The sequence below is a fragment of the Cobetia sp. cqz5-12 genome, assembly GCF_016495405.1.
GTDB lineage: Bacteria > Pseudomonadota > Gammaproteobacteria > Pseudomonadales > Halomonadaceae > Cobetia.
The window spans coordinates 2,477,472-2,491,591 of record NZ_CP044522.1 but is presented as its reverse complement, the minus strand read 5'-3'; the positions used below and the strand labels follow the sequence as shown (position 1 = coordinate 2,491,591).

Here is a 14,120-nt window from a genome sequence, read left to right as displayed (position 1 = left end):
CCTCGTCGCTCACTTGGCTCGCCATTCGTGCGCGCCACTCGCTCCGTGACCCTCTGATACCCCGAACCCGAATCCCCACTCCTGACCCGGTCAACGCCAATGACCACATCAGCAGGAGAGTCGATGCGCCTTTGCGCCATCGGCAGGGGATTCTGCGGCCTGCATCTGGCGTCTGGATCGATCCAGTACGCCGATGCCAACACAAGGCAACCCACGCGCTAGCCAATGCCGGGCACGCGACAGGACGCAGGTTGCCTGCAAGTCAATTGACTGACTCCCCATAAAAACAATGAGGTACGCCATGAAACACTACAACAAGATCTCCCTTTCGCTTGCCGCACTGGTATTCACTACCAGCGCCCAGGCCGTGACACTGGATATACGTCATGAATACAAGCATCACGCCAAGCAACATGCCACCCGAGTCAAGGTGAGCGATTCCATCGACAACTTCTATTATGGGCTGGAATCCAAGTTTGCCTCGGAAAAGCGCGATGATGGTTCGCAACCCGCGATGGGAAATCTTCAGCGCGGCGACAGCGAGATTGATTGGGGCTTCAAGTTCAAGCTGGACAAGAACTGGTATATCCAACCAGGCATGCCCATTGCCTTCGGGGACGGCAAGTACACGATCAAGCCTCAGCTACGCATCGGCTACAAGGCCAGCAGCATCCCGCTGACCACGGCGCTGCGCTACCGTCGTGAATATGCCAACTACAGTGAAGACTTCAATGATGATTATGAACAGAACAAGATTACTTTCACCATGTCCTACAATCATGGCAAGAATAAATATTGGCTAGAGGCCAATTATTATCGTAATGAAGACAAGGATATCTACAACAATACTCGCGAGAACTACGACTATATCCTCAGTGCCGGGCGGCGCATGGGATCATGGTTCCCATATATGGAGTTGGCGGATGTCAGTTCCAGCTCCAGCTCCGATACGCGTCAGCTCAAGACGCGTGTCGGCTTGAAATATTATTACTGATCATGAAGTGCTAGACAGATGAGCGCGCAAGTCTTGCGCGTCCGGCGTCAGTATCACGCATCATGACGAGGAAGGGCACTCTCGAGCCTTTGAATACTCGGGTTCGAGAGTGCAGGAATGTGCGTTGGCACGGGAATGATCGGCAGGGAGCCACATGACACAGCTGGATAAAGTCGCACTGTTCTTCTCCATCATCCTGATCGTGCTGACGATCCTGGTCTATCGTCGTCGCAGCCAGACCCCGGACAGCTTCATCCGGGGGAGTGGCAACGTGCCCTGGTGGATGGCGGGGAGTACGGCGTTCATGACGCAGTTCTCCGCCTGGACCTTCACCGGGGCCGCCCAGAAGGCCTACGAGGATGGCTTTGCCGTGCTGGTGATCTTCTGGGGCAATGCGCTGGGCTTTCTGCTGGCGGCGCTGTATTTCGCGCCGCGTTTCCGCCGGCTGAGAGTCAGCACCTATTCCGACATTCTCGAGTTGCGCTACGGCAAGACGACACAACTCGTGTATGTCATCAGTCAGATCTTCCTGACGCTGATGACCGCCTCGATCGGTCTCTATGGCGTCTCGCTTTTCCTGAGCGCGGTCTTCGGCTTCCCGGTGGTCGGCATTGCCGTGCTCATCGGCAGTCTCATCATCGCCATCACGCTGGTGGGCGGCGTGTGGATCGTCTCGGCCAACAACTTCATCCAGATGATGCAGCTGGCGATTCTCACCCTGGTCATCGGGGGCTTCTGTCTCGCGCTGCTATGGACCGGCACGCTGAGCTTTCCGGAGCCGAACAAGGACTTCTGGGTCGGCAGTTCTCACAACAGTCTGCTCATCATGGGAATCTGGTCGCTGGCCATGCTGGTCAAGCAATGCATCAGCATCAACAACGCCACTTCCAGTTATCGCTTTCTGACCACGGCGGATGACAGCGAAGCACGCAAGGCGGCAGGGCTCGCCTCGATCCTGTTCGTCATCGGCCCCATCACCTGGTTTCTGCCCCCCTGGTTGCTGGGCACGGCTGGCATCGACCTGGCGGCACGTTATCCCGCGCTCGGCAACGATGCGGCCAACGTGGCCTATGTGCATTTCATCATTCACTACCTGCCGTCCGGCGTGCTGGGGCTGGTGATTTCCGCCATGCTGGCGGTCACCATCGCGCCCATCACCACGGCCTTCAATCGTGATGCCGGCGTGATGATGCGACTCGTGATGCCACTGCTCGAGCAGACCTCCGGCATGGCGACGCGACTGGTGAGCCTGGGGCGGATGTTCGGTGTCGTGCAGGGCGTCATCGTCGTCCTGTTCGTCATTGTCCTGAGTCGCATTGAACTGGTCAGCCTGTTCGACATCATGATCATGTTCGGGGTGCTGCTGCAGATGCCACTGGCACTTCCCGCACTGATGGTGCTCTTCAGGACGGGGGCGCCTGACTGGGCGGGGTGGGGCAGTGTACTGGTCGGAGTGTCGGTCACGCTTGGCAGCTATCTCTGGCTCGACATGGCGACACTGCAGCGTATGCCGTGGATAGCGGGCTTCCCGGAATCCCAGCTGGTCGACATCAAGCTGGCGATATCGCTGGCCATCCAGATCGTCACTGTCGTCGGCTTCCTGTTCCTCGCCCGTTATCTGTACGCGCCAAGACGCCCGTTCTCACGCGCACGACGGCTGGCGGAATTCTTCGCCAACCTCAAGCATCCCGTCATTGCCCGCCGTGAATCCCTTGAGCCTCGCCGCATGTTCAGCCTGCCATCGCGTCTGCTGTGCGTCGCGGCACTGCTGTCCGTGGCGCTGGCCAGCTTCTCCTCCACGCTGGCTGGCCTGAGTGTCTTCGTGTGTGTCGCGCTGGGCCAGCTGTTGATGGCGTGGGTGATGCGCTGAGCTTGTGTGTGCTCAGGCTGTATTCAGGTGCTATCACCGACCCGCAGCGTGAACCCCAGGTCGTGGCTAAGTTCTCCGACGGGTTCACCGTTGATGCGTGCCAGCAGCTTGCGTGCGGCCATGCGACCGATCTGCTCCCGCGGTGAGACGATGGTGGTGAGACGCGGGGTAACATGCTCTCCGATCGGCAGACCATTGAAGCCGGCGATGGCGATTTCCTCCGGGATGCGCACCCCAAGCCGCGCGGCGGCGAGAATCGCGCCACAGGCCATGTCATCGTTGGCGAAGTGGATGGCGTCGCAGTCAGGGTGGCGCTCGCGGATGCGCTCGAGCGCCTGCGCACCGCTGGTCATCTGCTGACGCACGGGCAGGTCGAGCAGGGGAGCCTCCTCGATACCGGCGGCGGCCAGCGCCTCACGGTGCCCGGCGTAGCGCATCGCCGCACGATAGTCGCGATCGAGTTCGGCACCGGCGAAGTGGATCGTGCGATACCCGCGTGCCAGCAGGTGCTCGGTCATGGCGCGTCCGGCGGCGACATGATCCATCCCCACGTTCAGATCCAACCCTTCCCCCAGCTCCATGATCTCCACGATCGGCTGATTCCAGTTCTCCAGTATCTGGCGCGTCGCCTCGTCATGGCGCAGTCCCGTCACCACCAGGCCCGCGGCCGACCAGCCCAGAAAGGTACGGATCAGCTGGGTTTCGCGAGCCAGATCGTAGTCCGTCTTGCCCAGCAGCAGCTGATAGCCGTGTGCCTCGAATTCCTCCTGCAGGCCCTTGATCACGTCGATGAACACCACGTTGGACAACGAGGGCACGATGACCGGAATCACGCGACTGGAGGCCGAGGCCAGGCTGCCGGCAATCAGGTTGCGCACGTAGCCAACCTTCTCGATGGCTGCTTCGACCTTGATGCGTGTCGCTTGACGTAGGCTGTCGGGGCTATTGAAGTAGCGCGAGACGGTGATCGAGGAGACCCCGGCTTCCCGGGCCACGTCATTCAGGGTCGGCTGCATGGCGCCCTTGCGGCTGCGGCGAGGAGATGATGGTGGATTAGACATATGTCGCGTTTTCTCATTTGCCGCTTGTCGTGGCTTGGAGCCTAATCTATCAATGATGATAGCGCTAACATGGTAGCGCTAACATTCAGGAGAGTGTTGATTGGTGTGCCGCATGAGGTCGCCTTGATCATCACTTGAAACAGCTTCCGCGGGAGATGTGAGATGACAGCAGCAACGACTTCACCAGTGATCGGCCTTGTCGGCCTCGGCGCGATGGGAATGGGCAGTGCGCGCGCCATGCTGGAAGCAGGCCTGGACGTGATCGGCTGTGATATCTCGCCCGCCGCCTGTCAGGCCTTCGAAGCGGCGGGTGGCCGCGCCGTTGCCTCGCCGTTGGAACTGGCGGCCGAGTGTCAGGTGGTGGTGCTGGTCGTGGTGAATGCCGACCAGGTCGAGCAGGTGCTGTTCGGGGCCGAGGGAGAGGGCGGTCTGGCCGAGCGACTCGCGCCGGGTAGCCTGGTGATCCAGTGCGCCACCGTGGCGCCGAGCTTCGCGCGTGATCTCGAAACCCGCCTGAACGGCGTGCAGCTGGAGCTGCTCGACGCCCCGATCAGCGGCGGCGCCGTCAAGGCACGCAGTGGTGAGCTGTCCGTGATGTCCTCCGGCAGTGACGCGGCTTACGTCAAGGCGGAACGCGTGCTGGCGGCGATGGCAGCCAATGTCTATCGGCTGGGCGACTGCGCCGGCCCGGGCTCGAGCGTCAAGCTGGTCAACCAGCATCTCGCCGGCGTACACATCGCGGCGGCGGCAGAAGCCATGGCGCTGGGCATGAGCATGGGAATCGACCCCGACACCCTGTATGACGTCATCACCCATTCCGCGGGCAATTCCTGGATGTTCGAGAATCGCGTGCCGCACATCTTGAAAGGCGATTACACGCCGCTGTCGGCCGTCGACATCTTCGTCAAGGACCTCAACATCGTGCACAGCACCGGGCGCGAGCTGAAGCTTGCCATGCCGGTGGCCGGCAGTGCCCTGCAGCAGTTCACCGCCGCCAGTGGTGCAGGCTTCGGGCGCGAGGATGACTCGGCCGTCATCAAGGTCTATCAGCGTCTCGGCAGCTTCAACCTGCCGGCCGCCAACGATGAAGGAGCGCAGTGATGCCGATCGTACTGGGCGGAATCGCCGATGACTTCACTGGCGCGACGGATCTTGCCAACAATCTGGTGCGTGCCGGCATGCGCACCGTGCAGGTGATCGGGGTCCCGCAGGAGACGCTGCAGGAAGGTGCCGCGAACGGGCTGGACCTGACTGAGGTAGACGCCGTGGTGGTCGCGCTCAAGTCGCGCAGCTGCCCGGTGGATCAGGCGATCAGTGAATCCCTCGCGGCGCTTGAATGGTTGAAGGTCCAGGGGGCTCGCCAGCTGTTCTTCAAGTACTGCTCGACGTTCGATTCCACACCGGAGGGCAATATCGGGCCGGTCGCCGATGCGCTGCTGGAGGCGTTGGACAGCACACAGACGGCCTTCGTGCCGGCGTTCCCGGTCAACGGACGCAGTGTCTACCAGGGGCACCTGTTCGTCGGTGATCGCCTGCTCAATGACAGCGGCATGCAGCATCACCCCCTCAACCCGATGACCGATGCCGACATCGTGCGCGTGCTGTCACGCCAGACCCCTCATGGTGTGGGGCTGCTCAACCACGCCACGCTGAGTGAGGGAGCGCAAGCTGCTGGTGAGCGACTTGCCACGCTGAAGGCGCAAGGAGTGCGTCATGTGGTCTGCGACAGCCTCGACGAGCGTGATCTCGAGGTACTGGCCGAGGCGCTGGTGGATCACGCGCTGGTCACCGGTGGCTCTGGCCTCGCGCAGGCCTTGCCTGCCCAGTACCGCCGCAAGGGCTGGCTTGCGCAGATCGATGATGCAGCGGTGCTGGCCCCGGCGCAGGGCGCCGCGATGGTGCTGTCCGGCAGTTGCTCGCGCATGACGCTCAAGCAGGTGGCGCACTTCACCCAGCAGCATGCCGCCTTCGCGCTGGACCCCGTCAAGCTCAACGCGAGCGACGCCCACTTCGAGGCGGCACTCGACTTTGCCCGTGAGCAACTGGCGGCGACGGACCCCCGGCCATTTCTGATCTACGCCTCTGCCGAGCCCGAAAGCGTCAAGGCGGCGCAGGCGTCACTGGGCGTCAAGCAGGCCGGTGAACTCATCGAGTGTGCCCTGGCCAGTCTGGCCAGCACGCTGATCGCGGAAGGGGTCGGGCGCCTGCTGGTGGCGGGGGGGGAAACCTCCGGCGCGGTGGTCTCGGCACTCGACATCCGTGAGCTGCGCATCGGCGGTCAGATCGACCCCGGCGTGCCCTGGACACAGGCACCGCACCCGGCCGCCGGCCCCTCGCAGCCGGAGGCGATGCTCTCGCTGACCCTCAAGTCCGGCAACTTCGGCGGCGAAGACTTCTTTACCCGGGCATTCGATGTACTGGATGCCATGAATCCTCGCGAGGAGACCGCATGAGTCAGTCACGGCATGACATCAACGTATTGCGCGAGCAGATCGCCACCTACGGCAAGTCACTGTTCGACCGCGGCCTGACCATGGGCTCCAGCGGCAACATCAGCCAGCGGCTGGAGGATGGCGGCTGGTTGATGACGCCGACCAATGCCTGTCTGGGGCGTCTGGACCCGGCGCGCATCTCGCGTCTCGACGCCCAGGGCGTATTGATCGATGGCGATGCCCCGACCAAGGAGCACTTCCTGCATCGCGCCATGTATGACGAGCGCCCGCAGTCCGGTGCCATCGTTCACCTGCATTCGACCCACTCGGTGGCGGTGTCCTGCCTGCCGGATGTGAATCCGTGTGAGTGCATTCCGCCGCTGACGGCCTATTACGTGATGCGGGTCGGCAAGCTGCCGCTGGTGCCTTACTACATGCCGGGCGACCCCGCGCTGGGCGATGCGGTGCGTGGCCTGGCCGGCAAGCATTGTGCCGTGCTGCTGGCCAATCATGGCCCCGTCGTGGCCGGAAAGACCCTGGAAGCGGCGGTCTATGCCACGGAAGAGCTTGAGGAAACCGCCAAGCTGTTCCTGCTGCTGCAGGGCAAGAACCCACGTGGGATGACCCCGGAACAGGTGGCGGAACTCGAAGCCAGATTCGGCCGCCCCTGAGTGATGACCTCTTCATCTGTGACATCCAAGGATTTGACATGACCCGATTGGCCGCCAATCTCAGCATGTTGTTCACCGAGCATGACTTTCTTGATCGCTTCGCGGCTGCGGCCGACAGCGGTTTTCGCGGGGTCGAATATCTCTTCCCCTATGCCTATTCCCCGGAAGAACTGCGCGCAAGGCTCGATGAACACCAGCTGTCGCAGGTGCTGTTCAATCTGCCGCCGGGCGATTGGGAGGCCGGTGAGCGCGGCCTGACCTGTCTGCCGGGGCGCGAGGAGGAGTTCCGGGCCTCGGTGGCCGAGGCGATCCGCTATGCCGAAGCGCTCGACTGTCCGCGTGTGCATGCCATGGCGGGGCTGGTACCAGAAGGGGCAGATGACGCCATGCGAGCGCGCTGCACCGAGACCTACATCAGCAACTTGCGTTACGCCGCCAGCGAGCTGGAGAAGGTCGGCAAGACACTGCTGATCGAACCGATCAACCCGCGCGACATGCCCGGCTTCTATCTGAGTGGCCAGGCGCAGGCACGCGAGATTCTCGCCCAGGTCGGCGCCGCCAATCTCAGGGTGCAGTTCGATCTCTATCACTGCCAGATCGTCGAGGGCGACCTGATCCGCAATCTGGAGGCGCAGTTCGCGCAGATGGGCCATGTGCAGATCGCCGGCGTGCCGGACCGTCACGAGCCGGATGTGGGGGAGGTGCATTATCCGGCGCTGTTCGCCCGGCTTGAGAGCCTGGGATATGACGGCTGGATCGGCTGTGAATATCGGCCGCGGGGTGAGACGCGCTCAGGCTTGGGATGGGGGCGCGAGCATGGTCTGACGCCCTGAATCCGATTCAGAGGGCTCGCTCGGCGAAAACCAGCGTTTTGGGGAAGGTGACTGCGCCGGGCGAGCATTCAAGGATCAGTAGAAAAAATTGGTGGTATGTCTTTCAGACCAGAACATGCAGCAAAGATGAAAGCGTTGAGTGACTGACGTTCTTTTAGTCGCATATACCTTCTTGTCATTGCTGCTGAAGAGCGTTAAGCGCTATTTTCTCATTCCATCTGGTCTGGTTGTTGTACCACTTGAGGGCTGCTGCTGAGTGATCTGCCCATGCGGCAAGCCTACCTACGCCAGAACACAAAAGTGGAGTCCACACGATGCACGTCATGATTACCGGCGCCGCCGGATTCCTCGGTCAGCGCCTGACCGAGGCCCTGATCGACAAGGGCAGCCTGAACGGCCAGCCATTGTCACGCTTGACCCTGCTGGATCAGATCGAGGCGCCACGTCCCGAGGCGGCGTCATGTCTGGCAGCCGAACCGGCCACCTCGCTGGATGTCGCGATCATCGCCGGCGACATCGCCGACGCCGAGGTGCTTGATCGCTGTCTGGCCGGCGAGCCGCAGGTGATCTATCACCTGGCAGCCGTGGTCAGCTCGGCGGCCGAGGCGGACCTGGCACTCGGCATGCGCGTCAATTTCGATGCGACTCGCCTGCTGCTGGAAGGCTGCGCGGCACACGGATTGAATGGCACTCGACTGGTGATGGCCAGTTCGGTCGCCGCCTACGGCGGTGATCTCCCCGAGACACTGAGCGACATGACCGCCCTGGTGCCGCAGAACTCCTACGGTACCCAGAAGGCGATGTCGGAACTGCTGATCAATGACTACAGCCGTCGCGGGCTGGTGGATGGCTGCGTGCTGCGCTTGCCCACCATCATCGTGCGCCCGGGGCGTCCCAACGCGGCAGCCTCGAGCTTCGCCTCTTCCATCCTGCGCGAACCGCTCAATGGCGAAACCGCCATCTGCCCGGTACCGACCGAGCTTGAGATGTTCGTGATGTCGCCGCGTCGCGTGGTCGCGGCCCTGATCAAGGGCGCGGAAGTGCCGGCGGCTGATTTTGGCCTCTCGCGCTGCTTCATGCTGCCGGGCATCACTGTCAGCGTCGCGTCAATGCTCGCGGCGCTCAAGGATATCGCCGGCGAGCAGGCGCTGGCACTCGTCAAGCATGAGCCTGACCCGCGGATCACCGCCATCGTCGGCAGCTGGCCGGCGCGCTTTGACACCCGCAAGGCACGTTCGCTGGGCTTCCTCGGCGATGCCGACCTGCACGAGATTCTCAATGCGTATCGCGACGAGAGCGCCATCGCCTAGCCAGCGTTCGGGTATCTCATCCAGGACGAGCTCGCCAGACACCCTTGCCAGACCTGCTCGTCACACCAGTACGTCAATAACAACGATCGGCGTCATGCCAGCCGGTAGCGCCGACACCCTACGCCACACAATAACAAACTACAGGAGTAGCACCCCATGACAGACGCCGCCGTCGCGGGGCCACAGGTCATCATCGGCCTGGGTATCGCCATCTTCGTCATGATCTATCTGGTATTGAAAACCCGCGTGCATGCCTTGCTGGCCTTGATCATCGCCGCCTCGCTGGCGGGGTTGATCGGTGGCATGCCGCCCAATGAGGTGATCAGTGCCATCACCACCGGCTTTGGCAAGACGCTTTCCACCATCGGTCTCGTGATCGGCTTCGGGGTGATGATGGGGCGGGTGCTGGAGGTGACCGGTGCCGGACAGCGCATGGCCTACGCCATCCTCAACCTGCTGGGCAAGAACAAGGAAGAGGCCGCGATGGCGCTGACGGGCTATATCGTCTCCATTCCGATCTTCTGTGATTCGGCCTATGTCATCCTCAATCCGCTGGTGCGTTCACTGGCGCGCAACAGTGGACGTTCGGTGATCGGTCTGGGCATCGCGCTGGCGGCTGGCTTGATCATCACCCACTCGAGCGTGCCACCGACCCCGGGTCCGCTGGGTGTGGCCGGTATCTTCGGTGTCGACATCGGCCTGATGATCGGCTGGGGCCTGGTGATCACCGCCCCTGCGCTGATCGCTCTCGTCATCTATGCCCGTATCATGGGCCCGCGCATCGAGGCGATGCTGGAGGCCCAGCCGGGTGGTTTCGAAGGTAGCGTCAAGCATGACACCGACAGCATGATGCCGGAATCGGAGCTGCCTTCCCTGCTGATGTCCTGCATGCCGATCGGCCTGCCCATCGCGCTGATCTTCCTCAACACGCTGGTCAGTGCCGTGATGGGCGATACCAGCAATGCGATCACCAGCACCATCGCTTTCATCGGCAACCCGGTAATCGCCGTGGGGATCGGCGTGCTGGTCGCCATCTATGGCCTGATGCCAAAGACCCCCAAGCAGGAAGTGTTCGATCATCTGGAAAAGGGCGTCGAGACGGCGGGTATCATCCTGCTGGTTACCGGTGCCGGTGGTGCGCTGGGCTCGGTACTGCGTGCCAGTGGCGGCGGCGATTACATCGCCATGCAGGTCGCGGCACTGGGCCTGCAGCCGCTGTTGATCCCGTTCATCATCGCCACCCTGGTGCGCTTCATCCAGGGCAGTGGCACGGTATCGATGATCACCGCGGCCTCGATCTCCGCGCCTATCCTGATGGGCATGCCTGATGTCAACATGGTGCTGGCCGCGCAGGCCGCCTGTATCGGCGCGATGTTCTTCAGCTACTTCAATGACAGCTATTTCTGGGTCGTCAATCGCATGCTCGGCGTCAAGAGCACCAAGCATCAGATGCTGGTGCTGACATTGCCGACGACACTCGCCTGGGCCATTTCCATCATCACGCTGCTGATGCTCAACGCCATCGTCGGTTGAGCCAGTCAGGACAGTATGCGGCAACACGAACACCGGGCCTCATCGAGGCCCGGTGTTTTCGTTGGATATTCGTCCATCAGCGAGGTGTCAACGCGGACCTGCGGCGCTTGTGATTTCCGTCAGCGTGGCTTTCAACATCTGCGCATGTGATAAAGAAAGCAGGGCGATTGAAGGGAAATCAGACATGCCTTCACGAATGGCAATATTGGAGCAACACCTGAGTGTTACGACTCCTGCGATGCTGAGCTTTGCCCCTGAACTCGAGAGGGACTTTGAACAGTTCGAGCATCGTCGGCGCATGAGCCGTGCCGTAATGGGTTGCTGGAGCCTGATCATCTTTCAGCTGATGTTCGTGCTCTATGACACCGTCTATGCGCCGGTCGCGATGCCGGTGACAGAGAATCTCGCCGTGATGCTGCGCCTGTACGTCTGTATCGCGCTCGCGATTCTCGTGCTGGTCCTCAAGAGTGAGATCTGTCGCGCCGTCGGTCGCGAGGCGCTGCTGGTCGCGACCCTGTGGGGCGTGATCGGCCTGGCGGCGTGGCTGGCGGTTCGCGAGAATCACCTGCGCTGCTTCCTTGAACTCTATGCGCTGGGCGTGGTGCCACTGGTCGGTATCGTCTTGATGCAGCTGCGTTTCGTCACGGCTCTGGTGCTGTCGGCAGGAGGGATGGCCATCGTGATGAGCGTAGTGCTGGGCGTATCGATGCCCTATGCCCATATGGACTTCGCGATCGCTTTCGTCTTCATGGCGTTCTGCCTGTTTTCGCTGATTGCCAGCTTCCGCATCGAGTTCTCGGCCCGCCATGCCTATCTGATGACCTCCATCGATCAACTGCGCCTGCAGGACGTGGAGTCACGCAATGCCGAGCTGCAGGAAATGGCCTGTCTCGATCCTTTGACCCAGCTCTACAATCGCCGTCATCTGATCGAGCTGCTCAAGCAGCACCATGATGATGCTCGGCGGGCGAAGAGCGGCGTGTCAGAGGCTCATCCAGCGCCACCGCTGCCTTGTCTGGCGCTGATGATGATGGATGTCGATCACTTCAAGGCCTTCAATGATCACTACGGACATGTGGCGGGCGACAACTGTCTGTATCAGATCGCCCAGGCCTTGCAGGAAACATTGGACAGGGAAAGAGGTACGGGCATCGCGGGGTCTCTCGAAGCGTACGACGCTACGCTGGCCAGCGTCGTACGCTTCGGCGGCGAGGAATTTACCGCCCTGGTGGCCGTGCGGGATCTCGAGCATGCGCGCAGTCTGGCCGAGGCAATGCGCTATGCCGTCAAGTCGCTCAAGCTGCCCCACCGCGAGTCGGAACTCGGTGTCGTCACCCTCAGCGTGGGGCTTTGCGTCATCCCCTTGTCGCGCCTGCTCGAGGGCGAGGGGATGGAGGATGAGATGACGCAAGACATGGCGATCGAGACGCTCCTGGGCCGCTGGGTCGATCAGGCCGACAAGGGGCTCTATCGTGCCAAGCGACAAGGCCGCAACCGTACCTGCGTGCAACGTGGCAATGGCAAGGCGCGCGCCCAGGGGAGTGATGAACTGCGTGATGAGCGGCAGGGTGAGCAGAAGGCTGAGCTGCCAGATCACAGACCGCCAATGGGCGGAGCGGGCCTGTCATGAGAAGTCAAAAGCGACTCCCCGGCGGCCGCGAGGCGATGATGCCGGCGGCGATGGCCGCCGAGCGCGGTGTCGTCGAGAGGCTGATTGACGGGCGCGGCTCGTCACGCTGGCGGCTCATGTTCCCCGACACCCTCGAGACCCGGTATGTGGAAGAGTCGCGCGCCTCGCGCACGCGCGGCCTGTTGCATTCCGGTATCTTCGCCTTCGTGATGTATGCCACCTTCCTGATCAGCGACACCATTCATCGTAGTGAGGACCTGGCACTGGCCGCCATGCTGCGGCTGGGCTGTGTCTGCGTGGTAGCCATGCTGGTGCTGCCTCTGGTGAAGCTCGCGTCATCCATGCGGCTCAAGGAGTGGCTGATGACCGCGCTGGTGATCAACACCATGCTGGTCAGCGCCATCCTGTTGCAGCTGTCACGCACCGAGCTTTCGCATGTCGATACGCTGTTGTTCGGCTTCTTTCCAATGGTCGGCAACATTCTCTTTCGGCTGCGCTTCCCCCAGGCACTGACGGCGTCGCTGATCTGCATGCTCATCATGGCCGGAGTGATCGCGTTGGAGCCTGCCGGTCAGGAGGGGCTGGAGCTGCTGGCGATGGTGATCTTCGTCAGCACCACCGGGCTCTCGCTGTTGGCCAACCATCAGCTGGAACACAATCAGCGTCAGGTGTGGTTGCTGCATCAGCGTGAGCGGCTGTTGCTGGAGGAGAAGCGGGCTGCCGGTCAACGTCTTGCCCGAGAGGCCAACTGCGATGCGCTGACGGGCGTCTTCAACCGACGCCACTTGGAGCGGGATCTGGCGCAGCGCTGGGCGGAGCTGACCCGTGAGGACGGGCTTGCGATCCTGATGGTGGATGTCGACCACTTCAAGACCTACAACGACCATCATGGCCATGTGGAAGGGGATCACTGCCTGCAGCAGGTCGCCGGCGCGCTCCAGGCCGCCATCGGCCCGCAGCCGGGCATGGTGGTGCGCTATGGCGGTGAGGAATTTTTGGTCCTGCTGGAGTCAGTGACCGAGCGGCAATTGCGGGCCTGCGCCGAACGCATCCGTCGCAAGGTGCGCGCGCTCAAACTGAACCACCCCGACAGCGCGGTGGCCAACGTGCTGACCGTCAGTGTCGGGGCGGTGAGCTACAAGGCCGAGCAACACACCAATCTGACCGACCTGGTACGTGCGGCGGATTCGGCGCTCTATGACGCCAAGCATCAGGGGCGCGACTGCTGTGTCGTGAGTTGAGTTTCAGACGCGAAGGAGCAGAACCACAAGGAAAAGGGCAGCAAGAAGAGAGAAGTGAGACAAGAGAGATAAGAGAGATAAGAGAGATAAGAGAGATAAGAGAGATAAGAGAGATAAGAGATTAAAGAGAGATTCAAGAAAGTTGAGAGAGTGAAGAAAGGGCAAGAAGGAAACAGCCAGGCGCGTTCTCGAAAGGGGGCGCGCCTTGTCTTTATGCCGCCATCAGGGCGCACATTCCTGACTGGGCAAGGGGGCGCACCACGGCAGAAATCAAGATAAACCGCGCTCGATGGCCCCGCGTGTTGGGCGTATTCGAGGCTCGACGTCTGGTTATCTTGATGTAGGTCAATAAAGGCGGATGCGCGGCGAAATATAGATGGCAAGCCTGAGCATGCCGAGTGGAAAATACGTGGAGGCTGTCATGCAACATGGTGGGCCTGATCGATCACCCGCCGGGCGGTTGGCCGGATGGCCGGGCCTGCGGCAAAGCGTCATCGTGCACGATAGCCTGGTGTTTTCTATGCTCTTTGGGTCAGCTGGTAGAA

11 protein-coding genes are annotated in these 14,120 nt (G+C 61.8%); 10 read left to right on the top strand and 1 reads right to left on the bottom strand.

What is annotated here, in order from left to right:
- The first annotated feature begins 301 nt into the window (after nt 1-301).
- On the top strand, nt 302-994 hold the full coding sequence (locus tag F8A90_RS10425) for an oligogalacturonate-specific porin KdgM family protein (RefSeq protein ID WP_200017053.1): 693 nt from the start codon (nt 302-304) through the stop codon (nt 992-994).
- A 154-nt stretch (nt 995-1,148) separates the two neighbouring features.
- Entirely contained in the window at nt 1,149-2,864 is a 1,716-nt protein-coding gene (locus F8A90_RS10420; RefSeq protein ID WP_200017051.1) for a sodium:solute symporter family transporter, read from the top strand.
- Between the two features lie 23 nt (nt 2,865-2,887).
- Here F8A90_RS10420 and F8A90_RS10415 read toward each other — a convergent pair whose 3' ends face one another.
- The gene (locus F8A90_RS10415; protein WP_200017049.1) at nt 2,888-3,925 is read right to left on the bottom strand and encodes a LacI family DNA-binding transcriptional regulator; all 1,038 of its coding nucleotides are present in this window, start codon (nt 3,923-3,925) and stop codon (nt 2,888-2,890) included.
- Nucleotides 3,926-4,087: 162 nt separating this feature from the next.
- Here F8A90_RS10415 and ltnD point away from each other — a divergent pair, with 162 nt between their 5' ends.
- The 8 genes from ltnD (at nt 4,088) to F8A90_RS10375 (ending at nt 13,575) form a co-directional block, all read left to right on the top strand.
- The gene (gene ltnD, locus F8A90_RS10410; RefSeq protein WP_200017047.1) at nt 4,088-5,026 is read left to right on the top strand and encodes an L-threonate dehydrogenase; all 939 of its coding nucleotides are present in this window, start codon (nt 4,088-4,090) and stop codon (nt 5,024-5,026) included.
- Entirely contained in the window at nt 5,026-6,378 is a 1,353-nt protein-coding gene (otnK, locus tag F8A90_RS10405; protein ID WP_200017040.1) for a 3-oxo-tetronate kinase, read from the top strand. Before ltnD ends, otnK begins: the two co-directional genes overlap by 1 nt.
- Entirely contained in the window at nt 6,375-7,028 is a 654-nt protein-coding gene (gene otnC / locus F8A90_RS10400) for a 3-oxo-tetronate 4-phosphate decarboxylase (RefSeq protein ID WP_200017038.1), read from the top strand. Before otnK ends, otnC begins: the two co-directional genes overlap by 4 nt.
- A gap of 38 nt (nt 7,029-7,066) precedes the next feature.
- Nucleotides 7,067-7,861, top strand: coding sequence for a 2-oxo-tetronate isomerase (otnI, locus tag F8A90_RS10395; RefSeq protein WP_200017029.1), 795 nt, complete (start codon nt 7,067-7,069; stop codon nt 7,859-7,861).
- A gap of 314 nt (nt 7,862-8,175) precedes the next feature.
- On the top strand, nt 8,176-9,171 hold the full coding sequence (denD, locus tag F8A90_RS10390; protein WP_200017020.1) for a D-erythronate dehydrogenase: 996 nt from the start codon (nt 8,176-8,178) through the stop codon (nt 9,169-9,171).
- A 156-nt stretch (nt 9,172-9,327) separates the two neighbouring features.
- The gene (locus F8A90_RS10385) at nt 9,328-10,704 is read left to right on the top strand and encodes a GntP family permease (RefSeq protein ID WP_200017018.1); all 1,377 of its coding nucleotides are present in this window, start codon (nt 9,328-9,330) and stop codon (nt 10,702-10,704) included.
- A gap of 298 nt (nt 10,705-11,002) precedes the next feature.
- Nucleotides 11,003-12,334, top strand: a complete 1,332-nt coding sequence (locus tag F8A90_RS10380) for a GGDEF domain-containing protein (protein WP_200017016.1) — start codon at nt 11,003-11,005, stop codon at nt 12,332-12,334.
- Nucleotides 12,331-13,575, top strand: a complete 1,245-nt coding sequence (locus F8A90_RS10375) for a GGDEF domain-containing protein (RefSeq protein WP_200017015.1) — start codon at nt 12,331-12,333, stop codon at nt 13,573-13,575. The genes F8A90_RS10380 and F8A90_RS10375 overlap by 4 nt, the downstream gene beginning before the upstream one ends.
- Nucleotides 13,576-14,120: the final 545 nt, after the last annotated feature.